The 22,527-nt window shown below is 51.4% G+C and carries 29 protein-coding genes; 20 read left to right on the plus strand and 9 right to left on the minus strand.

What is annotated here, in order from left to right; genetic code table 11:
* Positions 1–38: 38 nt before the first annotated feature.
* The 6 genes from KI809_RS04255 to KI809_RS04280 all read left to right on the plus strand — a co-directional run bounded on the left by KI809_RS04255 (position 39) and on the right by KI809_RS04280 (position 5,176).
* A complete protein-coding gene (locus KI809_RS04255) occupies positions 39–809 on the plus strand; it encodes an MlaE family ABC transporter permease (protein WP_214170247.1) in 771 nt (256 codons plus the stop codon).
* 4 nt (positions 810–813) lie between these two features.
* Complete coding sequence (locus KI809_RS04260) at positions 814–1,620, plus strand: ATP-binding cassette domain-containing protein (protein WP_337833274.1); 807 nt, start codon at positions 814–816, stop codon at positions 1,618–1,620.
* An 8-nt stretch (positions 1,621–1,628) separates the two neighbouring features.
* Positions 1,629–2,711 carry an MlaD family protein gene (locus KI809_RS04265; RefSeq protein WP_214170248.1) on the plus strand — a complete coding sequence of 361 codons (1,083 nt, stop codon included), beginning with the start codon at positions 1,629–1,631 and terminating at the stop codon, positions 2,709–2,711.
* A gap of 89 nt (positions 2,712–2,800) precedes the next feature.
* Positions 2,801–3,484, plus strand: a complete 684-nt coding sequence (gene queC, locus KI809_RS04270; RefSeq protein ID WP_214170249.1) for a 7-cyano-7-deazaguanine synthase QueC — start codon at positions 2,801–2,803, stop codon at positions 3,482–3,484.
* A 67-nt stretch (positions 3,485–3,551) separates the two neighbouring features.
* Positions 3,552–4,328, plus strand: coding sequence for a GTP cyclohydrolase FolE2 (folE2, locus tag KI809_RS04275; protein WP_214170513.1), 777 nt, complete (start codon positions 3,552–3,554; stop codon positions 4,326–4,328).
* A gap of 179 nt (positions 4,329–4,507) precedes the next feature.
* Positions 4,508–5,176 (plus strand): TIGR04282 family arsenosugar biosynthesis glycosyltransferase, encoded by a 669-nt coding sequence (locus KI809_RS04280; protein WP_214170250.1) that lies wholly within the window; start codon positions 4,508–4,510, stop codon positions 5,174–5,176.
* A gap of 2 nt (positions 5,177–5,178) precedes the next feature.
* Here KI809_RS04280 and ilvA read toward each other — a convergent pair whose 3' ends face one another.
* The 3 genes from ilvA to KI809_RS04295 are packed head-to-tail and all read right to left on the minus strand — an operon-like array spanning position 5,179 to position 8,165.
* Positions 5,179–6,387, minus strand: a complete 1,209-nt coding sequence (gene ilvA / locus KI809_RS04285) for a threonine ammonia-lyase (RefSeq protein WP_214170251.1) — start codon at positions 6,385–6,387, stop codon at positions 5,179–5,181.
* 22 nt (positions 6,388–6,409) lie between these two features.
* Positions 6,410–7,399 carry a cation diffusion facilitator family transporter gene (locus KI809_RS04290; protein ID WP_214170252.1) on the minus strand — a complete coding sequence of 330 codons (990 nt, stop codon included), beginning with the start codon at positions 7,397–7,399 and terminating at the stop codon, positions 6,410–6,412.
* Between the two features lie 13 nt (positions 7,400–7,412).
* A complete protein-coding gene (locus KI809_RS04295; protein WP_214170253.1) occupies positions 7,413–8,165 on the minus strand; it encodes a hypothetical protein in 753 nt (250 codons plus the stop codon).
* Between the two features lie 150 nt (positions 8,166–8,315).
* On the opposite strand from KI809_RS04295, the gene trxB reads away from it, so the two are divergent.
* From trxB to KI809_RS04330, 7 genes are all read left to right on the plus strand, one after another.
* Complete coding sequence (trxB, locus tag KI809_RS04300) at positions 8,316–9,263, plus strand: thioredoxin-disulfide reductase (protein WP_214170254.1); 948 nt, start codon at positions 8,316–8,318, stop codon at positions 9,261–9,263.
* 46 nt (positions 9,264–9,309) lie between these two features.
* Positions 9,310–9,972 (plus strand): magnesium chelatase domain-containing protein, encoded by a 663-nt coding sequence (locus KI809_RS04305; RefSeq protein ID WP_214170255.1) that lies wholly within the window; start codon positions 9,310–9,312, stop codon positions 9,970–9,972.
* 361 nt (positions 9,973–10,333) lie between these two features.
* The gene (locus KI809_RS04310) at positions 10,334–11,395 is read left to right on the plus strand and encodes a replication initiation factor domain-containing protein (RefSeq protein ID WP_214170256.1); all 1,062 of its coding nucleotides are present in this window, start codon (positions 10,334–10,336) and stop codon (positions 11,393–11,395) included.
* Positions 11,396–11,535: 140 nt separating this feature from the next.
* Positions 11,536–11,685 (plus strand): hypothetical protein, encoded by a 150-nt coding sequence (locus KI809_RS04315; RefSeq protein ID WP_214170257.1) that lies wholly within the window; start codon positions 11,536–11,538, stop codon positions 11,683–11,685.
* On the plus strand, positions 11,673–11,963 hold the full coding sequence (locus KI809_RS04320) for a hypothetical protein (RefSeq protein WP_214170258.1): 291 nt from the start codon (positions 11,673–11,675) through the stop codon (positions 11,961–11,963). The genes KI809_RS04315 and KI809_RS04320 overlap by 13 nt, the downstream gene beginning before the upstream one ends.
* Before the next feature lie 401 nt (positions 11,964–12,364).
* The gene (locus KI809_RS04325; RefSeq protein WP_214170259.1) at positions 12,365–12,844 is read left to right on the plus strand and encodes a hypothetical protein; all 480 of its coding nucleotides are present in this window, start codon (positions 12,365–12,367) and stop codon (positions 12,842–12,844) included.
* Positions 12,837–13,058, plus strand: coding sequence for a hypothetical protein (locus tag KI809_RS04330; RefSeq protein WP_214170260.1), 222 nt, complete (start codon positions 12,837–12,839; stop codon positions 13,056–13,058). The genes KI809_RS04325 and KI809_RS04330 overlap by 8 nt, the downstream gene beginning before the upstream one ends.
* A 92-nt stretch (positions 13,059–13,150) precedes the next feature.
* Here KI809_RS04330 and KI809_RS20680 read toward each other — a convergent pair whose 3' ends face one another.
* The gene (locus tag KI809_RS20680; RefSeq protein WP_281416779.1) at positions 13,151–13,279 is read right to left on the minus strand and encodes a hypothetical protein; all 129 of its coding nucleotides are present in this window, start codon (positions 13,277–13,279) and stop codon (positions 13,151–13,153) included.
* Positions 13,280–13,374: 95 nt separating this feature from the next.
* Between KI809_RS20680 and KI809_RS04335 the strand changes: the two genes are divergently transcribed.
* On the plus strand, positions 13,375–13,770 hold the full coding sequence (locus tag KI809_RS04335; RefSeq protein ID WP_214170261.1) for a hypothetical protein: 396 nt from the start codon (positions 13,375–13,377) through the stop codon (positions 13,768–13,770).
* 563 nt (positions 13,771–14,333) lie between these two features.
* Entirely contained in the window at positions 14,334–14,534 is a 201-nt protein-coding gene (locus tag KI809_RS04340) for a hypothetical protein (RefSeq protein WP_214170262.1), read from the plus strand.
* 229 nt (positions 14,535–14,763) lie between these two features.
* Here KI809_RS04340 and KI809_RS04345 read toward each other — a convergent pair whose 3' ends face one another.
* On the minus strand, positions 14,764–15,192 hold the full coding sequence (locus KI809_RS04345) for a hypothetical protein (RefSeq protein ID WP_214170263.1): 429 nt from the start codon (positions 15,190–15,192) through the stop codon (positions 14,764–14,766).
* Positions 15,193–15,314: 122 nt separating this feature from the next.
* Positions 15,315–16,049 (minus strand): hypothetical protein, encoded by a 735-nt coding sequence (locus tag KI809_RS04350; protein ID WP_214170264.1) that lies wholly within the window; start codon positions 16,047–16,049, stop codon positions 15,315–15,317.
* Positions 16,050–16,276: 227 nt separating this feature from the next.
* Between KI809_RS04350 and KI809_RS04355 the strand changes: the two genes are divergently transcribed.
* The 4 genes from KI809_RS04355 to KI809_RS04370 all read left to right on the plus strand — a co-directional run bounded on the left by KI809_RS04355 (position 16,277) and on the right by KI809_RS04370 (position 19,183).
* Entirely contained in the window at positions 16,277–16,819 is a 543-nt protein-coding gene (locus tag KI809_RS04355) for a recombinase family protein (protein WP_214170265.1), read from the plus strand.
* Positions 16,820–17,082: 263 nt separating this feature from the next.
* Entirely contained in the window at positions 17,083–18,105 is a 1,023-nt protein-coding gene (locus tag KI809_RS04360; protein ID WP_214170266.1) for a RelA/SpoT-related domain-containing protein, read from the plus strand.
* 100 nt (positions 18,106–18,205) lie between these two features.
* Entirely contained in the window at positions 18,206–18,544 is a 339-nt protein-coding gene (locus tag KI809_RS20915; RefSeq protein WP_214170267.1) for a YHYH domain-containing protein, read from the plus strand.
* Positions 18,545–18,580: 36 nt separating this feature from the next.
* Positions 18,581–19,183, plus strand: coding sequence for a heavy metal-binding domain-containing protein (locus KI809_RS04370; RefSeq protein WP_214170268.1), 603 nt, complete (start codon positions 18,581–18,583; stop codon positions 19,181–19,183).
* On the opposite strand, the gene KI809_RS04375 is transcribed toward KI809_RS04370, so the two are convergent.
* On the minus strand, positions 19,155–19,529 hold the full coding sequence (locus KI809_RS04375; RefSeq protein WP_214170269.1) for a hypothetical protein: 375 nt from the start codon (positions 19,527–19,529) through the stop codon (positions 19,155–19,157). The two genes, KI809_RS04370 and KI809_RS04375, sit on opposite strands and share 29 nt — an antisense overlap.
* Positions 19,526–21,124 carry a recombinase family protein gene (locus KI809_RS04380; RefSeq protein WP_214170270.1) on the minus strand — a complete coding sequence of 533 codons (1,599 nt, stop codon included), beginning with the start codon at positions 21,122–21,124 and terminating at the stop codon, positions 19,526–19,528. The genes KI809_RS04375 and KI809_RS04380 overlap by 4 nt, the downstream gene beginning before the upstream one ends.
* Before the next feature lie 68 nt (positions 21,125–21,192).
* Between KI809_RS04380 and KI809_RS04385 the strand changes: the two genes are divergently transcribed.
* Entirely contained in the window at positions 21,193–21,627 is a 435-nt protein-coding gene (locus tag KI809_RS04385) for an ATP-binding protein (protein ID WP_246559171.1), read from the plus strand.
* Positions 21,628–21,818: 191 nt separating this feature from the next.
* Here KI809_RS04385 and KI809_RS04390 read toward each other — a convergent pair whose 3' ends face one another.
* A complete protein-coding gene (locus KI809_RS04390; RefSeq protein WP_214170514.1) occupies positions 21,819–22,523 on the minus strand; it encodes an ABC transporter ATP-binding protein in 705 nt (234 codons plus the stop codon).
* Between the last annotated feature and the right edge of the window lie 4 nt (positions 22,524–22,527).

Below are 22,527 nucleotides of genomic sequence, written 5' to 3' on the forward strand. Positions count from 1 at the left end.
AGGCACCATCAGCCCCTATCCTTCCAGGTAATCCTGCCATGAAAGACACCTTTGCGGAACGACGCCTGAAAATCTTCTTCCTCAATGTCCAGGACTTCTTCAAACTGTCGGCCAAGGCGGTCGTCCGGGTATTTTCCGCTCCCTTCTACTACCGGGAGTTTGCGGTCCAGTTTGAGAAGATCGGTGTTGATTCCATCTTCATCAGCTGCCTGACCGGGCTCTTTACCGGCATGGTCATGGCCTTGCAGGCGCTGATCCAGTTGAAGCCGTTCGCGGCGACCAGCTATGTCGGCGGCATGGTCTGCGTCACCATGGTCAAGGAGCTGGGACCGGTGCTGGCATCGCTGATGATCTCCGGCCGTGTCGGCTCTGCCATCACCGCGGAACTTGGCACCATGGTGGTCACCGAGCAGGTCGATGCCATGCGGGTCGAGGGCACCGACGTCATCAAGCGGCTGGTGACTCCCAGGCTCAAGGCAACGGTGCTTGCCCTGCCGCTGCTGGTGATCTTCACCGATGCAGTGGCGCTGCTCGGCGGCTACATCATTGCCGCCGGTTACGACATCAACCCGCTCATGTATTACAAGTCGCTGCCGCAATTCATGGTGTTCCAGGACCTGATCGAAGGGGTGGTGAAACCGGCGGTGTTCGGCTTCATCATCGCCATGATCGGCTGCTATGTCGGCCTCTCCACCCACGGCGGCGCCGAGGGGGTCGGTGCCTCGGCCAAGCGGGCAGTGGTGCTGTCATCAGTGCTGATTCTTATCACAGACTTTTTTATGACCAAGATCTTCATCGTGTTCAGGTGATGCAGTGAGTGAAACCCTTCCCGGCATACGGATGGAAAAGGTCTCCTACTCGATAGGAGGGCGGCAGATCATCCGCAATTTCGACCTGACCCTGGAGAAAGGGGTCAACCGGACCATTCTCGGGGTATCGGGCGTCGGCAAGACCACCATCCTCAAGCTGCTGCTCGGCCTGCTGAAACCCGACTCCGGCGCCATTTACCTCAATGGCCGCCCGATTGCCGGCATGCGGGAAAATGAGCTGTCGGTATTGCGACGCAACATCGCCATCGTCTTCCAGTGGGGAGCGCTGTTCGACTCCATGACCGTCGGGGAAAACGTCGGCTACCGGCTGTTCGAAGAGGGGACACTGGAGTTGGCTGAGATTAAGCGGATTGTGCTGGAAAAGCTGAGCTTTGTCGGGCTGGAGAACACCATCGACCTTTATCCGGCCGAGCTTTCCGGCGGCATGAAAAAACGGGTGGCCATTGCCCGGGCCATTGCCGCCGAACCGGAGTATATTTTCTTCGACGAGCCAACCACCGGCCTCGACCCGATCGGTATCTACAACATCCGCCACCTGATGCAGATGCTGCAGCAGCAGGGAAAGACGACTCTGATGGTCACTCACGACCTGCATACCGCCTTTGCCGTCTCCCAGAAGTTCTCGTTCCTCCATGACACCAGGCTGATACTGGATGGAACGGCAGACGACCTGAAAAACTGTGACGATAATGCCATACGCGAGTTCTTCTCGCCGACCAGGGAATCGCTGTTTATCACCGACCATATAGTCGAACCGATAATCGGACTGGCGATCCCCCACAAGGAGTGAGGCTGAAAATGAAGCGGAGCGATAACATAGGATGGGCGCAGGTCAAGGCAGGGGTCCTGATCGTGTGCGCACTGCTCCTGTTTGCCGGGGGAGTGCTGGTCATGGGGGACAAGACCAAGTTTTTCATACCCAAGGGCGATCTCTCGGTGATCATGACCGATGTTGCCGGGCTCAAGGTCGGCGCACCGGTGTGGCTGGCCGGTCTGGACGTGGGGATTGTCAAGGATATCCGCTTTTCGAAACCAAACCAGAGCAACGAGGTGGAAATCCTGCTCGAAGTCGAGCGCCAGTCGCTCAAAAAGATCGGCAAAGACTCGGTCATCACCATCAAGACCCGCGGCCTGATGGGAGAAAAATACGTGGACATCACTCCGAGCGTTTCGGTCAGCGAACCGCCGCTGACCGTTGTTTACGGCACCAGCGTTACCCGGCTGGACGAAGTGATGTCAAAGGCAGGCGCCGCATTCGACAAGCTCAACGGCATCATGACCAAAATGGACAATGGCGAGGGGTCGCTCGGCCGTCTTACCAAGGACCCCAAGCTCTACGACCACCTGGTGAACCTCACCGCCGAACTGAAGGTCTTTGCCCACTCGGTCAACTCCGGCCAGGGAACCCTGGGCAAGCTCAGCAAGAGTTCGGAACCGTATGACCGGTTGATCGCTATTCTGGAGCGGGCCGAGGATACCCTGAAAGACATCCACTCTGCCGATGGCACCCTCGGGCGGCTGGTACGAGACCGGCAGCTATACGACAAGCTGGTGACCCTGGCTGACAAGAGCAACCAGGCTGCTGACGATGTCCGCGAGCTCAACCGGAAGCTCACCTCAACCGACGGCACCATCGGCAAGCTGCTCGGCGACCGGGAGTTTTACGACAAGGGGATGGAGTTGCTGGAAAAGGCCGACAGCTCACTCAAGTCGCTGGAAACAGTAACCTCGAAGCTGGAAAAAGGAGACGGCACTGCCGGCAAGCTGGTGTCGGACAAAGAACTTTACGAGAAGATGAACAAGACCGTCGACAGCCTGGACGCCCTGGTCAAGGATATCAAGGAGAACCCCAAGCGGTACGTGAAGTTCTCGTTGTTCTGAATCCGGATAGGCCGTTGCAATCCGGCGTCACTCTTGATAGGCTGCTTAGATAATGCTCAGTCAAAACAACAGTGAATGAGGGTAACACCATGACCAAGAAAGCCGTTATCCTTTACAGTGGAGGGTTGGACTCCACCACCTGCATGGCAATTGCCAAAGCAGAGGGTTATTCACCCTTTGCCATCAGCTTTTCCTACGGCCAGCGCCACTCTGTGGAACTTGATCTTGCTAAGAAGCATGCAAAGAAGGCCGGCGCCGCCGAGCACCTTGTGGTTGATTTCGACTATCGCAAGGTTGGCGGCAGCGCCTTGACCAGCAACATCGCAGTACCCAAGGAAGGAGTGGGGAGCGAGATCCCTGTTACCTACGTTCCGGCCCGCAACACGATCTTTCTCTCCTTTGCCCTGGGATGGGCCGAAGTGCTTGGCGCCTTCGACATCTTCATCGGCGTCAATGCCCTTGATTACTCCGGTTACCCGGATTGCCGTCCGGAATACATCGCGTCGTTTGAAGCAATGGCCAATCTGGCGACCAAGGCCGGTGTTGAGGGCAATCGCCTTACCATCCACGCGCCGCTGATCAACCTGACCAAGGCGGAGATCATCCAGAAAGGGGTCGCGCTCGGGGTTGATTACAGCCTGACCCACTCCTGCTACGACCCGTCACCGGAAGGGATTGCCTGCGGACTGTGCGACTCCTGCCGCCTGCGGTTGAAAGGGTTCATCGAGGCAGGCATCCCTGATCCGGTGAAATACCTGACGCGCGAATCGTGAGCATCCTGGGAAAAATATGACTAACTCGAAAAAAACAGCTGTTGCCGCTGAGACCACCAGTCCGGCGATGCCGGACATGCAGACCCGGCTCGATACCCGCAAGATCGCTATCGACAAGGTCGGGGTCAAGGACATCTCTTACCCGATAGTGGTGATGGACAAGAACCGCAAGTTCCAGCATACCGTGGCCAGGATCAACATGTACGTCGACCTCCCCCACCACTTCAAGGGGACCCACATGAGCCGCTTTGTGGAGATCCTCAACACCTATCGGGAAGAGATCGCGCTGGACAAGCTGGAGACCATCCTCCAGGAAATGAAGAAAAAACTCGGTGCATCCAGCGCTCACCTGGAGATGGAGTTTCCCTATTTCATCGAAAAGCGCGCCCCGGTGTCCAAGGCAAAGAGCCTCATGGAGTACACCTGCAGCTTCAGCGCAACCCTGGGCGACGATTTCGACTTCGTGCTCGGGGTCCAGGTGCCGGTTACCTCGCTCTGCCCCTGCAGCAAGGAGTTAAGCCGCTACGGCGCTCACAACCAGCGCGGCATCGTTTCCGTCAATATCCGCTACCGCGACTTCATCTGGATCGAGGACTTGATTGAACTGATCGAGCAGTGCGGTTCAAGCCCGGTCTGGTCGCTGCTGAAGCGGGAAGACGAGAAATTCGTAACCGAACATGCCTTTGAAAATCCGAAATTCGTCGAAGATATGGTCCGCGAAGTTACCCAGGGACTCTCGGCGCTGGATGCAATCACCTGGTTCAGTGTTTCGGCTGAAAACTTCGAGTCAATCCACAAGCATTCGGCATACGCCCGGATTGAAAGGGATTTACGGAAGCGATGAGCCGTCATCTGCCTTTTGACGGCACTCCGGGACACTGTTGACAATTCTGTGGAAAATCGCCGAAACTGTGGAAAAGTCTAACTTTTTCCCGAAAGACAAAACCGCGTAAAACCTTGACAATCGGCCCTCCACGGGATTTCAACCAGTTACGGGTTTAATCTCCACTTATTGTAATGGATATGAATTCTAACCATCTAAATGCCTTGCTGATTTTCGCCAAATGGCCGGAACCGGGCAAGGTAAAAACCCGTCTTTCGCCCCCGCTTGAAACTCATGAGGCAACCGAGCTGTATCGCTGCATGTTGCTGGACACGCTGGAGAACAGTGCTGATATTATCGGGACCAGCAGGATGATCTTTTTCGATGGCGAACCTGGACGGAGTGCCGACTTCAAACTGCTGGCGCCCGATGCCGAGGTGGTGGTGCAGGAGGGGGACGATCTGGGGGAGCGACTTGCGAATGCCTTTGCCAAGGCCTTTGCCTTTGGCTACCGTTCGGTTGCCGTTGTTGGCACCGATTCCCCGCATATGCCGGTTGCGCGAATCAGCGAGGCGTTCCATCTTCTTAATAGCCAATGTGCAGATGTCATATTCGGTCCCAGTGAAGATGGCGGCTATTACCTGGTTGCCATGAACAGCCTCAATCCCGGAGTCTTCGCTGACATCCCCTGGAGCAGCCAGGATACCCTGGCCAGGAGCCTGGAAAAAACCGAATCCCTCGGGTTAAGTCCAGCGTTGCTGGCGACCGGCTTTGATCTGGACACGGTTGCAGATCTTCTGCGGCTGAAACAGGAAGCGCGCCCTGCGGCACCAAGAACCCTGTCGCTTCTCTCCCGAATCATGCCTTAATCCTATTTTAAGACATCGATCTCATAACCTGCCTGTTTCAAATGACCGATCACATCCTGAATATGCTCGTAACCGCGGGTTTCCAGTTCGAGGTGCACCTCGGTCTTGCCGATCGGCAGTGATTTGGAGCGACGGTCATGGGTGATCATCGAGATATTGGCCTTGGTCTCGGCAATCTCCACCGTCAGCTTTGCCAAAGCGCCCGGGAGGTCGTCCAGCTCGATCTTCAGCTTCAGGTAGCGACCGGCAGCCAGCAAGCCCCGCTCGACCACCACCGAAATCGTCTTGACGTCGATATTGCCGCCGGAGAGCACGCAGACCGTCTTGCCGGAAACATTCTCCACCTTGCCGGCCATCAGTGCCGCCAGCGGCACCGCGCCGGCGCCTTCGACCAGCAGCTTGGTCCGCTCCAGCAGGGCGACAATGGCCAGGGCGATATCCTCCTCCTCGACCAGCACCACCTCGTCAACCAGGTCGCGCACGATCGGAAAGGTGTTTTTCCCCACCCGTTTGACCGCAATGCCGTCTGCCAGCGAGACCGTGACTGGCGCGGTAAAGATTTTCCCCTTCTGCAGCGAGTAGTGCATCGATGGCGCTGCCGTCGATTCCACGCCGATGATCCTGACATGGGGGTGGGTCTCGCGGATCGCCGTGGCAATGCCGGCGATCAAGCCACCGCCACCGATCGGTACGATGATTGTGGAAAGGTCGGGGACCTCTTCCAACACCTCCAGCCCGATCGTTCCCTGGCCGGCCATGACCAACGGGTCATCGAACGGGTGAACGAACAGGGCGCCGCTCGCCTTGCCCGCTTCCACCGCAGCGGCATAGGCATCGTCAAAGGTCCTGCCGGTCAGCACCACCTCGGCCCCATAGTCTCTGGTGGCAAAGACCTTCTGCGGCGGCGTGCTCTCCGGCATGAAGACCGTGGCTGCCACACCGAGCAGATCGGCGGAAAAGGCGACCCCCTGGGCATGATTCCCGGCAGACGCCGTTATTACCCCTTTTGCCAGGGCCTCACGCGGTTGTGAGGTCATAAAATTAAGTGCACCGCGGATCTTGAAGGCGCCGGTCCGCTGCAGATTTTCGCACTTGAACCAGAGTGGAATCCCCAACTTTTCGCTGAAATAATGGGAATGAATCAGTTCGGTCCTGCGGACCCTTTTTTTCAGGCGATCACTCGCTTCATGGATCAGCTGCAAATCAAGCATTCAGTCTTCCTGTCTGTTAGCATCAGTGGTCATGGCTGCAGCCCTGCCCATGTTGGTGTCCGTGTCCATGCGCGTGTCCACCGTGGCTGTGCAGAGAACTGGCACGGGGGCGGTGGTGGATATCCTTGATCACCGGCCCTTCGATGCACCTGGTGCATTCGACTTGCAGGGTGGTGTGGGAAATATGGAACCGGTCGAACAGCAGTTCCTCGATAGAACGAAGCACCCCTGCCTGCTCTCCCTTGAATTCCGGTTTGACATCGACATGAGCGGAGAAGGCCAGGATATGCGAGCAAATGGTCCAGATATTCAAGTGATGAACATCATTGACCCCGTCAACACTGATGATGGCATCATGCACCTCATCGATGCTCATTCCCCGCGGCACTCCTTCGAGCAGGATATGGACCGATTCCCGGATCACCCGCCACGAACCCCAGAAGATGACGCAACCGATCCCCGCAGAGATGACGGCATCCAGCAGGTACCAGTGGGTGAAGTACATGATGACCCCGCCGATTATGACCCCGACCGAAGCGGCAGCGTCGCCGATCACATGGAGGAAGGCGCTCCGGACGTTGAGATCGTCATGGGAATGCTGGTGAAGCGCCCCGGCAGACAGCAGGTTTGCCACCAGGCCGATGGCGGCGATAATAAACATCGGCAGGCTCTTCACCTCTTCCGGATTCTGAAAGCGCACCCAAGACTCGTAGAAGATCCCCACTGCCATGAGAAAGACGGTGACTCCGTTGATGAACGAGGCAAAGACCTCGGTCCGGTGCCAGCCGAAGGTTCTGGTCTCCGAGGCGGGCATGGCAGCCAGGCGGATCGCCGCCAGCGACAGGATCAGGGCGAACAGATCCAGAAATACATGGGCGGCATCGGAAAGCAGCGCCAGGGAGTTGGTCCACAACCCGCCGATCACTTCGGCCACCAGGGTTAGACCGGTTAGCAGGATGGCCCAGATAAAGCGGCCGGCAATGCTTTGATCAAGATGCGATTCGGCGTGCATGAAATCCTCTTTGTCAGAAGCCGATTGCTGCTTTCAGCGAATAGATCGGCCTGACTGCGTATTCAGCTTCGGCAGTCACCGAGACCACCGGCAACAGCGCTACCTTCACCCCGACCACGCCGCGGGGGAGCCAGATCTTCTCTTCGCTGAGCGGAGTCCCGGCAGCTGTTGACAGGCGCTGCAAGTCACCCTTGGCCTTGCTGTCGATCCAGAGCATCCCGCCGCCGATATAGGGGGTGATGATGGCAAACCCCTTGCTGATCGTGGCATCGATCCCGGCAGTCTGCAGGTCCAGATCACTGACCCCGGCCAGCTTGGTGTAGGTGGCCCTGACCCCTAAGGCAGGAGATAACGCCCCGCCTTCTAGGATCGCTTTGCTCAGCTCGAAACCATAGCTCTTGACGTTGCTGTCTGGGACATAGGAATACATGGCGCCCACGTCGATGCCGAACGGCAGTCCTTTGCGCACCCTGAGGCGCGGGTAGACGAGATAACCGGAGGCGTCATTGCCGAAGGCAGAGCGCCAGTAGCGACTCTCTTTTTTGACATCAATGAACGACAGCTCGACCCCGGCGTCAAAACCGGTGATGCCCAACGGCACCGGCGGTGCGACGTTTTTGTAGCCAAGCGCCGCTCCGAACTCTTTGCTGAGGTCTTTGAACTCCCCTTGCACAAGAGGCGAGACAAACCTGATATCCGCAGCCAAGACAGCAGTTGCTGACAGCAATAGCGATAATGCGGTAATAAGCAGAATGATCTTTTTCATCACTTCCTCCTTGGGCTTGCCTGTTATGTAGAGATTGTATCAGAGGATCGCCGCATGGTCAAAGCAGATGCCGTTCTGCAGCCGCTTGCCTTGCTTTTTGCCCCCCCTGCTGTTATTGTTTGCACATATTAACTAGGAGGTACCAACCAGATGTCGTCTCATCACAGGCTTATCATTCTCGGATCAGGACCTGCCGGCTACACGGCGGCAGTGTACGCGGCCCGCGCCAACCTTCAGCCAGTACTGATAACCGGACTTCAGCAGGGTGGCCAGCTCATGACCACCACAGAGGTCGACAACTGGCCCGGCGACCCGAACGGTGTCCAGGGGCCTGACCTGATGGAGCGGATGAGGAGCCACGCCGAACGCTTCAATACCACTTTTATTTACGACCATATCAGCAAGGCAGACCTCTCAAAACGGCCCTTTGTGCTCACCGGAGATGCCGGCAAATATAGCTGCGATGCCCTGATCGTCGCCACCGGCGCCACGGCCAAGTACCTCGGACTCCCTTCTGAAGAGCAGTTCAAAGGCAAAGGGGTTTCTGCCTGCGCCACCTGCGACGGGTTTTTCTACCGCAACAAGCCGGTAGCGGTCATCGGCGGCGGCAACACAGCAGTCGAGGAGGCGCTTTATCTTTCCAACATAGCCAGCCATGTCACCGTGATCCATCGCCGCGACAAGTTCCGCTCCGAAAAGATCCTGGCTGACAAGCTCATCGAAAAGACCAAGGGTGGCAACGTCACCATCGAGTGGCATCACGTGCTGGACGAGGTGCTGGGCGACGACAGCGGCGTAACCGGAATCCGGATCCGCCACACCAGCGGCTCCACCAAAGACATCCCGGTTCACGGCTGTTTCATTGCCATCGGTCATGCGCCTAACACCCAGATCTTCGAGGGGCAACTGGAAATGGACGACGGCTATATCCGCACAGTTTGCGGCAGTGAGGGCAATGTCACCGCCACCAGCGTTCCGGGGGTCTTTGCCGCCGGCGACGTGCAGGACCAGCATTACAAGCAGGCAATCACCTCCGCAGGCACCGGATGTATGGCGGCCCTGGACGCGGAACGCTATCTGGACATGCTCAAACCGTGATACCGCAATTCTGATCACCCATAAACAGCAGCCTTGAAAGAAAGCTATGCTCGCAAAAGTTCTATCAAGCGCCGTCATCGGCATTGATGCCATCCAGGTCGAAGTCGAGGTGGATATCACCCAGGGTCTGCCGCAGTTCGCCACCGTCGGACTGCCGGACGGCGCAGTCAAGGAGAGCAAAGACCGGGTAAAATCGGCGCTGAAGAATGCCGGTTACGACTATCCCCAGCGGCGAATCACCGTAAACCTTGCCCCTGCTGACATCCGCAAGGAAGGGGCATCGTTCGACCTGCCGATTTCCATCGGAATTCTGGCTGCCACCGGCGTGGTCAAGGGGAACCGTCTGAAAGAGTACCTGCTGGTGGGCGAGCTGTCGCTGGACGGCCGGGTGAAGCCGATCCGCGGAGCACTGTCAATTGCGGTCAATGCCCGGGAAAGCGGCTTGGCCGGGGTAATCCTGCCTGCAGAGAATGCCTGCGAAGCCGCGGTTGTCGAGGGGATCGAGGTGATCGGCGTTGCCGAACTGGCCGAGGTGGTCGAGTTCCTGAACAGCACCAGGGAAATATCACCGCATCGGCTCAATCTGGAGGAGCTGTTCAACCGGGAGGTCGGTTTTGGCGATGACTTTGCCGAGGTCAAGGGGCAGGAGCATGCCAAGCGGGCGCTGGAGGTGGCAGCCAGTGGCGGCCATAATATTTTGATGTTGTAATTGCAAGACCCATTAGAAACAGATAATACTCTCTTCTTCCAAAATCTTCCCAAAGCCTCTCCAGCACCAACTCCACAGCGATTATATTCATATATTCAAAGTAATTACAGTGGATTACACCTCTACCTCTCCCAGCCCCGCCTCTATCGTTAGACTCCCTACTTGTTATATGGGGGGATTCCCGCACACCCTCTTCTCCGAGGAAAACTATATAGCCCTCCTCTCAGAATAACCGCCAGCATACCTAAGTAAAAAAATTTGATCCAAGCTTGATAAAATCAGGTCGTTTCCAGGTACATAAAATTAATGAGAGCGTGTTCACCATCAATAAACGCCTCGACCTCATTAATGGAGTGTACGCATGACCCCAGACATACCCGGCATCAAATTCGATTGGATTAGCTTTACACTTCCGGCTATCTATAACGAATCCACATTACCACAGCTTATTGGCAATCTGTTTGCTACCCCGTTTGAGCTTTTCCACCTGCAGAACCGGAAGCGCAACTACTACAAACGGTCGTTCCTGCTGTCTGGTCAGAACGGCGATAAGCTCATAGAGATTTTCTGTGACCCGGACACCGACAAGAACCCCAACACAACCCTGATACAGATCAGCGGGTATGCTCTTTCAGCGTATGCAGGTAATCCGCTATCGATAGACGTGCCGGAACTCTTCAGGCAAGTGCTGTATCTCGGTGGCAAGCCTACCGTGCTGCACATCGCAATGGACGACACAGCGAACCGGTTGCCCTGGTCGGAGATTGTTGAGCTGTCAAGCCCCGACCGCTACCAAGAACAAATCGTATCCCCACTAATAAGACCTCGACACGATGGCACCCCACAACCGCCTATCTGTATCAATAACGAGACTGTTTACTTTGGGCGCAGATCAGGCCGGAACTCCATCTGCATCTACAGAAAAGATCGGCTGGAGCAAACCAAGTTCCCCTGGCTCCGGGTCGAATATCGGACGCAGGACAGACCAACAGCCAAGGCAATCGCAGAGCGGATAGCAACCGGCGACGAACTCGGCCCTCTAGTTTCTGGGTTGGTCAGACGGTTCTTGGATTTCCGGGAGAAGAGCTACAAAACGAAGTACAACCGGCCATCATGTGCTTGGTGGTCTGAATGGCTTGGCAACGTCGATAAGATGATAATCAGCCGTGACCTTGCACCACGCCGGAAGCCTGTAGCAAAGCCTAAGCGTAGCAAAACAATGGAAGAGCTTATAAGAGATTTCGACACTCTGATGGCACGACCTACTGAGTCGGATTTCCAAATGCTATCGGAGTTTTTAACGAGGCATGGCATCACAGAATTATGTAAATTCGATCAGCCAGCATCGGAACCGCCAGCTATACCCATCGAGTTGCTACCAGCCCAAGAGGTAAATTTTGCTCCCGATATATGGTTCGATTAGGCAGCCTGCAGAAAAACACTAGTAATATACCTACGCACTATTCACAGCACCTCCGTAATAACAGCCACTTAACAATCCAACATCAACCCCAAGCGAAGCCCCGGAAGGACGAAGTCCTGACGGGCAAGAAAGGCACAAAAATGTCCACCACTATCGAACAGCTCAGAAACCTCGTAAACAGCTATCCTTCGCAATCAGAAGGTAGAAAGGCAATCGGCGAAGTCCTCGACATCCTCGTTGACCATCTCGCGACCCTCTCAGCGGCAAGGGAGTCAAAATGCGCAAAGTAATCGACCACACCAGCAACGACATAGCCACAGGCACCAAAGCAGCCCCTGGCGAAATCACCCGGAAGTTCATTGACACAGGCACCGGCCCAACCAGCCCCATCAAATCCACAACCATCAAGGCAGGCAGCGGCTATGTTGTTCCAATGGCTGAGTGCAAGTCATGGGTTGAGCTAGAGGACGGCAGCCGGCTAACTGAAGAGGATTACGAGGCCATCGAGTGCAGCCTATTACTGACCAAAACCATACTCGACTTGGCTAAGTTGCAGATCGACGACTGACCACATAACCGCGCCGGTACTCCTCCGGTATGATGCAGCTCGCCGGGGGCTGTGCGGCTACACCCGGCAACTCTCCTGCATGGGCGGCTCTGGCCGCCCAACATTTTAATCAAAGGATTTTTTATGGCATTTTTAAGACGAAAAGACCCCACAGAACCCCTAGAATTGATCGTAGAGCACCCCCAGCCAGCCCCGCAGCCTGTCTTTGTAGGCCCTGGAGACTTGCTGCTGTCACAATCCCCTGATATTACAACTATTTACGTCCACACCCCCTTAGACTTAAGGGCTATAAAGCCGCCTTGCATTGTGCTGGACACGGACGGAAATCGGCACCAGATAGTGGAATACTGGTATTTATCCGCAGATGTGTATCGTTTAACTTTGCTACGGGAGGTTGATTAATGAGCGATTTTATCCAGTTTCATGGCCGGGAATTTCATTTTGCCGATGGGGCGACCTTCAAGGCGATCTACCACGATGGCGACTCCGGTGCCAGCTTCGAGCTGGCAGCTACCGATTATGTAGTGCCTGCTGCGCTCCTGGTTGATGCTTACAAACAGAATAAGTTCATCATCGCAAACTGCCACCAGCACCACGATGACACCAACCCTGACAGCATCGGAGTGGTTATCAGGCCTTTTTCAGAAACCGTAGCCATTTCCAGGAAATTACCTGGAGCTGCTGAGCACACGGCAATAGCCTCCGATGTTCCGTACAACTTCAGGAACCAGTTGTTATACGTGCCATCAACCGCCGATGTTCAGATCGATGATATTCTCCGGGCCAGCAACGGCAAGTCCTATCTAGTCAAGGAGCTGGTTGTTGATGGTTTCGAGACCGGCCTGATTTACATGTTTGTGGAGGAGGTGTCCAATGCTTAACTGGATGGTTAGTTATAAAATCGAACTCGTCGATAGAGAGATCATCCGGGGCACTGTCGCTGTTCCCGCAGTTTCCAGGGAGGGCGCTCACCAAACTGTTGTAGCCTTGATTAGAGGCCACCACGATGAAAAATACAGCCGGCCAGACGTGTTCAGCGGATTCGATCCGCGAGATGTTGATGACATTTCGGTGGTAGTTTTAGGCCCAGCCTAACCCAGTCGAATCGACGGGGTTGAACAAAATTAGATAGTTATGCCTAGAGCTGCCAGCAATGGCGGCTCTAGTCGTTAAAGGAGACCAGCTTGTCAATACATACCATTCGCTACGCTGCAGCCGACTACACCGGCAAGCAGACGACCGGCAGTATATCCATAATCGCTGCTTCTGGCCCAGTTGCAGTTGACATTACCTGTGCTTGGCTTAGGTTGCGCCATCTTGACCCATTAGTAGTCTCCTCAGAGCCTTTCTAAGCTGTTTTCTTTTTATCGTCCATACCTAGACCACCCCAAAAACTATAAGGATTACCTGAATGATAGAGCACACAACTTGCCACCCATACAATAAACACGTAGCAGTACCGCCAGCAACCGGACAGCAATGTCCATTTTGTAGCTCCAGCACCTACAAGCGCGGCCTACCCTGCGCCGATTGTGGAACCGTAGAACCCAGCCCCCGGAGTGACTACAGCGGTTCGACTTTGCTAAGGCGACCTGCTAAGGCCAAGAGGCGCAGGCCAGCCTCGAAAGAATACACACCGCAGACCAACGGCGTGGATGGTATTAACCACGAACCGGCCCAGGAAGATGAATTGATGGAATATGCAGATGTGCTTGACCGGCTCGACGTTCCCTCCAGCCCCCTGGAATTCGCCGATGACACCTTGTTGCCGTGCCAGGACGAGCTTAGCGGCATGCCTTGGGATTGAGCCAAAGGAGGCAAAACGCCTCCTTTGAGCTAAAGCCTCGAAATTGTTCAAACCCGGATAGTTTCCGGGTCTGACTTACATTAGCTAGTAATGCGTAACTTATCTAAATTGTTAAATTCCGGCGATTCGCCTGAATTGACTCCCACTAATCCAACCTCTCCGGCGCTACCCTCGATATGCGCTTGACCTCTGAGATGTTGCTGTTACTCACCCCGATCATGCTAGCGGCTAGGTCAACGGATCGAGGTGAGGGGATAGCTTCTCTCAACGTCGAGAGAACCTCTTGCTTGGGGTAATTCTCCCCGTAAAGCTTCCCCGCCAACCGTTGCCTCTCCTTCGCCTCAGCCTCCAGCAATGGCAGCATGTCCAAAGCAACAGCTGCCTTCTGGCTTGGTGTTAAGTGTCTCCGGTGTACATTCAGGCAAACGATAGAATTCACATGTGCACTATAATGCAGATGTAACATCCAGCTATCATTAGCATAATGTGCATATTCACCGTTGACAAGCTGTATAAATAATGGTATAGCCTCCGTATTAATTTTAATAAAGGAGGAATTACCAATGAACCAAACCCCCACCACACCGGCAGCATGTACAACCTGCGAACGGCACGCCGATCAGCACCCGGAACTTTTCAAGCTGCTCAATCCGACGCAGCGAGATAACCTACAAATCAGTTTGTGCGTTAACGTCGATTGTCTGGTAGGTCATGAGGGTGAATGGGAGGATGAGGATTTGGAGAGGATAGCCAAGAAGGCATAGGATTAAATCAAGAGGAAAGGCTAGGGTATAATCTTATTATGTATAGGTCGTCCGAAAACGGACTCCCCGATTATACCCGCAAAATCGATTTTTGTCAAGAGAATTCTCTAATGGAGTGCATTTTTCTGTAGGCTTGGCCTGATTGTTGCTTGTGCCGGCCCAGGCTTTCAAATTTCGATTCTAAGCCGTTTTTAGATCAAGGCCAGCCCTGACTATTCAGGCGCGTTAATTAACGCGCCTGTAGCACTTCAGGGGCTGGCTTTGTTTCTCTGTCTACCGCTTGCGCTACGCTTTTGTATTTTCGCTGTGCTTCGTAAAACTCCCCACCTTTTTTAGTTCCCGCTCCATTGACCTTGTAGCCGGGGAATTCCATTTGTAGCTGCTCAATCAGTTGCCGCTTTGCTGCTGTACGGTTGCCACCACTATCTGCTAGCAGCTGCCTTGCCATGTCCGCATCAGACAATTTCACTGGCGCGGGAACTGGATTCACCGCTGCATCGATCAGCGTTGCCAGCATCTCCGGCAGAGTTAACCGGTTAACCTTCGCCAGCTCCTTGAACTGCTCTTTGACCGAGACAGGGACGATCAGTTCTAAACGCTGCATATCTGGATTCTTCGCCCTGCTCTTCATTACTGCCAGAGACTTCTTCGTCGGCATACTTCCCCCTATAAAACATTAACCGGTTAACCATCTGCCAGCATAGCAGAAGATTAACCGGTTAACAATCCTAAAATGAAAAAGCCGGCTTGCCCCGGCCTTGATCTTTTAGTCTGCTACCTCTATGCAGATTTTTTCTGTTTCTTGAAATATGAAAAAACTTGAAAGATTACCGATACAATAGCTGCTATTGCAGCAGCAACCGCTAAGTACCACGCCATTTCTTCATTTCTCTGCAATATATTTCGCACAGTGAATGTTAGCTGCTGTGTGTCTCCTTTCCACTCAACGCCATTAAAATAAGTCATGTACAAATTGCAGCTGTAAGTTCCAGGAGGTATCTTTTCTTTTGTTTTTAAATCAAATTGCAGCGGTGCTCTTATAGATTTGTTTTCAGTGACGATCATAGAAGGATTTAATAAAGCAGTACCGCAATCTGAAAAAAACGGGTGTAAGTGTTTTTTGTGACGTACTAATTCTGGAAATGATATTGCGAAATAGCCGGACGGGTTCATGCTAATGCTCGATGTTCCAAATTGATAACTATCATCATATATATCTACACCATAATTCACCGATGATTGCTTATCATCAAAGCTATTGGTCGTTGAATACATCATAATTTTACAGCTTCTTATAATCCCATATCCGGTTATATACACTTCAAACCTGACAACGCCTCCGGAGTCAATTACAGGGGTAAAAGACCGCAATGCTAAATAATAATTACCAGGGCTTTGCGCATGCTTTGATTGCTGAGCCACTACATGAACGTCTGTTTCAGCTGCTTCCGTAATCAATGCAGCAGCCAACAAGATTGCAGAGATAATAGTGCAAATAAGTAACCGCAGTTTCATTATTGAGTGCCTATAGCTTCAGAGGGTCAGTTAATTGTTCCCGATACTACAGCATCCCCTAAACGAATTCAAATAAACCTCTCTGCCTGATTAAGGTATACCCAAACCGTACAGACGCATCTGACACTTTTCATGTCAGATATACATGTACGAAAATAATTCTTGACATTCTGAACTATACATCTAAAATGTAAATCGTACAGTCAATCAGATTCAGGGGGTGTCGCATGGCAACGGTCGGATACATCAGAGTAAGCAGCTTAACCCAGAACATCGAGCGCCAGCTTGAAGGAATAGAGCTTGATGAGATATTCACCGATAAGCTGTCTGGCAAGGATACCGAAAGACCAGCTCTGCAGGAGATGATAAAGTTTGTCCGCAAGGGTGATACTGTTATGGTGCATAGCATGGACAGACTTGCCCGTAACTTGGCAGACCTTCAGAATCTTGTAGAACAACTAACAAACAAGGGTGTCTCTGTTACGTTCGTCAAGAACAGCCTGACATTCACCGGAGAAGATGACCCCATGAAAAAGCTTATGCTTCAGATTATGGGCGCGGTTGCAGAATTTGAACGCTCCATTATTAAAGAGCGGCAGAAAGAAGGTGTCCAGATTGCCAAGGCTAAGGGACTTTACAAAGGCCGCAAGCAGGAGATGACACCGGAGCGCATTGCCGAGATCAAGAACAGGATTGAAGCCGGGGAACCTAAAGCACAGATTGCCAAGGACTTGAAGATCAGCCGGGATACCCTGTATCGATATAAGTAACACAATGACAAAAAAGGCGTCGATTGACGCCTTTTTTGCTTTCACCTACCCAATATAGTGGGGGTGGCCTTTTTATGGCGCGAATCTCGCCCAGGCCTTAGCCCCTCCGGTCACCCGCGAAAGAAGAAATCCACCTTATATAATTTTACCCAAAAACACATAGAATGAGCTTGTATTAATGCCGCCATGGAGTTAGATTCTGCTACAATGCCTAACAACAGCGACCAAACCGCTGCGTTTAAAAACCTTCAGAGGAGAATCAGATGAAGTGGGTAACATGTACTTATTCAAAAAAAGATGTGATGCGAGCTGGAGAGCAATTAATAGCTGAAAATATCACAGATGAAGAACAAACAGCATCTATGGATATACTTTCCAACTGGAGGGCCGCACATGCTTATCCTATGCACGCGTTGCTGATTTTCCTAAGAACTCAATCAAGTAAAATAGATGCTAGGGCTGTTGTTGTACAACGCCTTAAAAGAACACCATCAATTCTTGATAAGCTGTCTAGATATCCTCAGATGAAACTTCATCGTATGCAAGATATTAGCGGTTGTCGCTCTGTTGTTAATACTGTTAATTCCGTTGAAAAATTATCTACGGTTTTAACCAATAGCAGAACAAGGCACAAACTACATAAGAAGGATGATTATATACAATGTCCAAAGGACTCCGGTTATAGAGGGATACATCTTGTTTACAAATACAACGGTGGCAAAAAACCTTATGCTGACTATTTTGTGGAGCTTCAACTGCGATCAAAAATACAGCATGCGTGGGCGACTTCAGTTGAGATAGTTGACATTTTTACGCGACAAGCTTTAAAGGCTAGTCAAGGAAGTAAAGACTGGCTCGACTTTTTCAAGTACGCGAGTGCTGAGTTTGCGAAGCTTGAGAAAAGACCCACAGGTGAACATCTAAACGGGATTGAAACCAAAACTGAATTAAGGAACCTTGCAAATAGTTTGAACGTGGTGAACCGCCTAAATGCCTTTGCCGTTTCTACACAATATGTCGCGACAAAACATGACAATAAAACAGACTACTTTCTACTAGAACTTACAAACCAAGCGCAAGCAATCATGGTAACTCAATTCGCATCATCAGACTTAGATAAAGCGACAAGAACTTATCTTGAGAAAGAAAGAACCGCCAAAGATGATCCGACTTATGATGTTGTTTTGGTGGCGGCAGGATCAATGCATGCACTGCAAGCTGCTTATCCAAACTATTTTGCAGATTCTAAGTCCTTTTTAAATTACCTCGCAAAAGTAATGAGTTAGCCATTGCAACAGGCAGGGATATGATAAGATCGCCATTCAGTGCTAACACCTTTAAACTAATGAAGAAAAAAAGCAATTCACCCTCTAGAGGAGGTCGGCAATGAAAGCAAGTAAACGATTGGCTTTATGGGTAATACTGGCTCTCTTGCTGCCATCACTGGGACTAGCTCACTCAGGTCGAACAGATTCAAACGGAGGCCATTACAACCGAAGAACTGGAGAGTATCACTTCCACAATGGGGGATCAGCCGCTAGAAGTCCTAGAGTTGGGCATACGGTGGATAGCAGAGAAACAAAATCTCAGGCTGTTTATGTCACAAGAACCGGTCATAAATACCATAGAGACGGGTGCAGGCACTTGAAGAGTAAAATCCCTATATCACTTGCGGATGCTAGAGTGTCGTATTCTCCATGCAAGGTATGTACGCCGCCGCTATAATATAAAAGACTGAATCCGTTAAGGAGAGGCAACCCAATGCCAGATACGACCGAAGATTTATTCAAGAAAGCGTATGATATTCATTATAAGGAAAGTGATGCAGACAAAGCATTTTCACTGTACAGCTCAATTATAGAGCAACACCCTACCAGTAAAGAAGCTGACTACGCAAAAACTCAAATTAAAATACTTGAAGCAACAAGAGTCGAATTAGCAGAGAAAATGTCTAAACGAGTTATCGCGCAACAACAAACCCCAAAAAAAGAAAAGATAACTCTCACTACAGCTCCGTGGTTAGCTGGTTATAAAATTACAGAAACAATAGATGTAATTACATCTGAATGCGCATTTGGTATGAATATATTTGTTGATATGCTTAATAAAGTTACTGATGTTATCGGAGGGCGTAGCAACTCTATACAAACAGCTCTAAGAGATGCTCGTTTGATATGCTTAGAAGAATTGAAACACGAAGCAGCCTGCGTCGGTGCAAATGCTGTTATTGCTGTGAATGTGAATTACAGCGAATTCAGCGGGCAAGGAAAATCTATGCTTTTCCTCGTAGCTTCGGGCACAGCAGTTAAAGTTGAAAAGGTAACATCCACACTTCCTAACGCTTCAAGTCACCCGGTCGCATAGTCCATACAGCAATGCCGTAACCGTCTGCCACTGCCTGTAGTCTCTCCAGGAACTTCCGATCTTTGCTGCTTTCCAAGATCAGCACAACCCCAGGCTGCTTTCCGGTCTTTAAAGCATAGTACAGTGATTGACCTACCGACTCAGCCCACTTAGGAGCAAACTCTACTTCAACAGCGTGAGTCTCGGTCAAGCAATCTATATGACTGCCATCCTCAAGCGGATATTCCATTTTATAGAAGTGGTCGTCGCACCATTCCTTTTGATATTCCTTCTCCAGGTGCTTGTGGGCTGCGATAGCTGGTTCTGCTGCCAGCAAAAAGAGTAAGCAGTAATGTAATATTCTCATTTAGTCCACCCCAACACCACAGGATTTACAGAGTGTGTCAGCTGAAACACAATCTCTTTCCTTTTTGTATCCATAGTTGCACTTTTACAAATCGCTCTCAGGATCACATTCACGCGTGCTCTGTCGATACTTTCATTTTCTACAGCTCGTTTAAGTTCACCTAGCTTTAAAACTACTGATTGAGGTTTCAATGCTTCTCGTTGAATTGATAACTGTTCTAGCCGCAGATCAGCACTTCTCAAAATAAGTTCTAGGAACTCTCGCTCTTCTCGTACTGTCCAATTTGAGATTGTACCGTCTGCTCTCGGCACATCATAATGGAGCGGTGTATCACCTGTAAGCGTACCGTCTATTATACTCGCGGCAATATTTGACAGTTTAAGTGAGGTTGCTTCTTTTTGCTGCAAGGTCGTTTTAATATCTGCATCCAACATCGCTAGAGCTTCGCCGCCATCGGTATCGAATTTACCAGCTATTACAGCGCTAACAAACGCTTTCTCTATCAGATCATACCGGGTTGAGACATACCCCCCAGCACATACCTTATGTTGTGATTCACTGTTTTGTAGCCCTGACTTTGCCGCAGAACAAACAAGATAAACACTTCCTCCGCTTTTATTTACGCGCAGCATATAAGAATCACATTTGTTACACCGCAAAACCATTGAAAAGATATTATTAATAGTGTTGTCTATCTTTCTGCCTTTAGTTTTATTGTTATTTCTAATCTCCCTAACTCTATTATATAAATCTGTTGGAACAACTTGTGGATAGTAGTCTTTTATTGTATTTAGCGGTACTCTCTTGCGCTTTCCACTGTCATGCTCATACATGTGCAAGGTAAAGTTACCTATTACATAATCAGTATCCAATATTTTTTGGATATATGAAGTATTCCAATTTTTAGCTTTCCTTTTACCGGTTCCCCAGGTATCAACATTACTAGAATTTAGTTTAGCTGTTATTGTCCGTGGGGATATTCCAGAAACATATTGAGTATAAATATCTTTCACTATCTCAGCTCTTTCAGGAATAGGCACAATACACCCAGAAGCATCAACCGCTAACCACGCTGGCATTGCCTTAGTAAGAACTTTATCAGATATATTTTTCCGTTTATTCGCCCAGGCCTTACCTACCCGGTCAGACTTTGTAAGACTTTCCTCGTGTCCTCTTGCAAAAAATGAAAGTGCAATGATTAATGATGCGAAGTCATTACTAAGTGTCTCGCGGTCATATCGCTTGCCGTCCTGTAATGTGACTACTATTACCCCTTTATTACAAATTGCTTTAAGAAGGTCGTAGGCGTCACCTATTGCTTGTCTCGATAGCCGATCAAGATTCTCTATCAAGAGAACATCTCCTGGCTTCACATAACCATTTTCGATTGCTTCAATAAACTTACTTAAACCACCTGTTGCAGCGTGATTACCTCGGAAAGCAGAATTGCCGAGATCATCAATATCAAGAGATTCATCAATTATCAGCCCGTTACTGTCAGCATAGTTTTTCGCCGCTTCTGTCTGCCGCCTATAGCTATCCCCCTTGCGTTGCTCCAACCGACTAAACCGCGTATAACTGAATGCACGTGCCATGACAAGTCCTCCTATTTATGCTATAAGTTTGAACTATGGCATATCTCGATAGGTCTTGTAAACATAACATGTTGATGTTGGGCCCACCGGGATCGGGCAAGACCATGCTGGCGCGGCGCATACCGACCATCCTGCCGCCGATCTCCTTCGGTGAGGCGATTGAGACCACCAAGGTCTACAGCGTCATGGGGCTGTTGGAGCGGGACAAGGCGATCATCACCAACAGGCCGTTCCGGTCACCACACCATACTATCTCGGATATCGGCCTGATCGGCGGCGGCAACAATACCCCCAAGCCGGGAGAGGTGAGCTTGTCGCATAATGGCGTACTTTTCCTGGACGAGTTGCCGGAATTCAAGAAGAACGTTCTGGAGGTGCTGCGCCAGCCGCTGGAAGACGGCCGGGTCACCATCTCCCGCGCCCTGACCTCGATCACCTACCCGTCCCGGTTCATGCTGGTGACAGCCATGAACCCCTGGATTTGCAAGGTAACCCTTAAATAACAGGCTGTTACACTTCGACGGTGTGTTAAGTTTTCCAATATCGGACGCACCTCTCCGGTTCTCTCACGGACCATATCTATATTTATATCGAAGTTCCGATCTCCTAGTACCTTAATCTGGCCTATGTCAATCCGCGTTGATTAGTTGCACGTTCATTTGGGCAAGGCATTTCTGCATCCGCTAGAATTAACTCATCCCACATCAATGTAATTCTTCTCATCAATGATACGACCATCACTGACCTGGAATATCCGGTCGAAACCTTCCACCATTCGATGATCGTGGGTGACAACCAGGATAGCGGAATGGTTTTCCACCGCCAGTTTCTTCAGGAGCCCCATGACATTCTTGCCATTCTCGGTATCAAGCGCAGCGGTCGGCTCATCGGCCAGGATCACTCTGGGTTTGTTAGCCAAGGCACGTGCAATAGCCACCCGCTGGGCTTCGCCACCGGAAAGCGCTGAAGGGTAATTGCCCAGTCGGTGGCCGAGATTGAGGGAAGTCAGCAACTCTGTTGCACGGCTTTTGGCTTCATTTTTTGTCACGTTGTTGATCTCCAACGCAATCATGACATTTTCCTGAGCGGTCAGAAATGGTATCAGGTTGTGGGCCTGAAAGATGAATCCGAGCTTTTCCCGGCGCATCCGCTTCAGATCAATACCGCTTTTCCAGCCTTCATCAGCGACAGTAGTGCCGTCGATAACGACCGTGCCGTGGGTCGGCTCATTGATCAGTCCGATGCAAGTCAGCAGGGTCGTTTTACCGGAACCCGATGGGCCGAGAATGGCGACCAGTTCCCCTGGTTTAACCTGCAGAGTCGCATCCGCAATGGCGGTCACCGACGTCTCACCTTTACCGTAGATCTTCGTCAGCCTTTCCACTTCGATTGCATACATGTTC

Origin of the sequence: Geoanaerobacter pelophilus (assembly GCF_018476885.1) — a bacterium.
Lineage (GTDB): Bacteria > Desulfobacterota > Desulfuromonadia > Geobacterales > DSM-12255 > Geoanaerobacter > Geoanaerobacter pelophilus.

Coding starts and splice junctions, on each gene's coding strand:
- queC (WP_214170249.1), top strand. CDS start 2,801: ATGACCAAGAAAGCCGTTATCCTTTACAGTGGAGGGTTGGACTCCACC.
- KI809_RS04360 (WP_214170266.1), top strand. CDS start 17,083: ATGAAGTGGGTAACATGTACTTATTCAAAAAAAGATGTGATGCGAGCT.
- KI809_RS04265 (WP_214170248.1), top strand. CDS start 1,629: ATGAAGCGGAGCGATAACATAGGATGGGCGCAGGTCAAGGCAGGGGTC.
- KI809_RS04345 (WP_214170263.1), bottom strand. CDS start 15,192: ATGCCGACGAAGAAGTCTCTGGCAGTAATGAAGAGCAGGGCGAAGAAT.
- KI809_RS04255 (WP_214170247.1), top strand. CDS start 39: ATGAAAGACACCTTTGCGGAACGACGCCTGAAAATCTTCTTCCTCAAT.
- folE2 (WP_214170513.1), top strand. CDS start 3,552: ATGCCGGACATGCAGACCCGGCTCGATACCCGCAAGATCGCTATCGAC.
- KI809_RS20915 (WP_214170267.1), top strand. CDS start 18,206: ATGAAAGCAAGTAAACGATTGGCTTTATGGGTAATACTGGCTCTCTTG.
- KI809_RS20680 (WP_281416779.1), bottom strand. CDS start 13,279: ATGGCGCAACCTAAGCCAAGCACAGGTAATGTCAACTGCAACTGGGCC.
- KI809_RS04340 (WP_214170262.1), top strand. CDS start 14,334: ATGAACCAAACCCCCACCACACCGGCAGCATGTACAACCTGCGAACGG.
- KI809_RS04280 (WP_214170250.1), top strand. CDS start 4,508: ATGAATTCTAACCATCTAAATGCCTTGCTGATTTTCGCCAAATGGCCG.
- KI809_RS04375 (WP_214170269.1), bottom strand. CDS start 19,529: ATGAGAATATTACATTACTGCTTACTCTTTTTGCTGGCAGCAGAACCA.
- KI809_RS04330 (WP_214170260.1), top strand. CDS start 12,837: ATGCTTAACTGGATGGTTAGTTATAAAATCGAACTCGTCGATAGAGAG.
- ilvA (WP_214170251.1), bottom strand. CDS start 6,387: ATGCTTGATTTGCAGCTGATCCATGAAGCGAGTGATCGCCTGAAAAAA.
- KI809_RS04320 (WP_214170258.1), top strand. CDS start 11,673: ATGCGCAAAGTAATCGACCACACCAGCAACGACATAGCCACAGGCACC.
- KI809_RS04370 (WP_214170268.1), top strand. CDS start 18,581: ATGCCAGATACGACCGAAGATTTATTCAAGAAAGCGTATGATATTCAT.
- KI809_RS04380 (WP_214170270.1), bottom strand. CDS start 21,124: ATGGCACGTGCATTCAGTTATACGCGGTTTAGTCGGTTGGAGCAACGC.
- KI809_RS04315 (WP_214170257.1), top strand. CDS start 11,536: ATGTCCACCACTATCGAACAGCTCAGAAACCTCGTAAACAGCTATCCT.
- KI809_RS04335 (WP_214170261.1), top strand. CDS start 13,375: ATGATAGAGCACACAACTTGCCACCCATACAATAAACACGTAGCAGTA.
- KI809_RS04355 (WP_214170265.1), top strand. CDS start 16,277: ATGGCAACGGTCGGATACATCAGAGTAAGCAGCTTAACCCAGAACATC.
- KI809_RS04390 (WP_214170514.1), bottom strand. CDS start 22,523: ATGTATGCAATCGAAGTGGAAAGGCTGACGAAGATCTACGGTAAAGGT.
- trxB (WP_214170254.1), top strand. CDS start 8,316: ATGTCGTCTCATCACAGGCTTATCATTCTCGGATCAGGACCTGCCGGC.
- KI809_RS04385 (WP_246559171.1), top strand. CDS start 21,193: ATGTTGATGTTGGGCCCACCGGGATCGGGCAAGACCATGCTGGCGCGG.
- KI809_RS04290 (WP_214170252.1), bottom strand. CDS start 7,399: ATGCACGCCGAATCGCATCTTGATCAAAGCATTGCCGGCCGCTTTATC.
- KI809_RS04325 (WP_214170259.1), top strand. CDS start 12,365: ATGAGCGATTTTATCCAGTTTCATGGCCGGGAATTTCATTTTGCCGAT.
- KI809_RS04305 (WP_214170255.1), top strand. CDS start 9,310: ATGCTCGCAAAAGTTCTATCAAGCGCCGTCATCGGCATTGATGCCATC.
- KI809_RS04295 (WP_214170253.1), bottom strand. CDS start 8,165: ATGAAAAAGATCATTCTGCTTATTACCGCATTATCGCTATTGCTGTCA.
- KI809_RS04310 (WP_214170256.1), top strand. CDS start 10,334: ATGACCCCAGACATACCCGGCATCAAATTCGATTGGATTAGCTTTACA.
- KI809_RS04350 (WP_214170264.1), bottom strand. CDS start 16,049: ATGAAACTGCGGTTACTTATTTGCACTATTATCTCTGCAATCTTGTTG.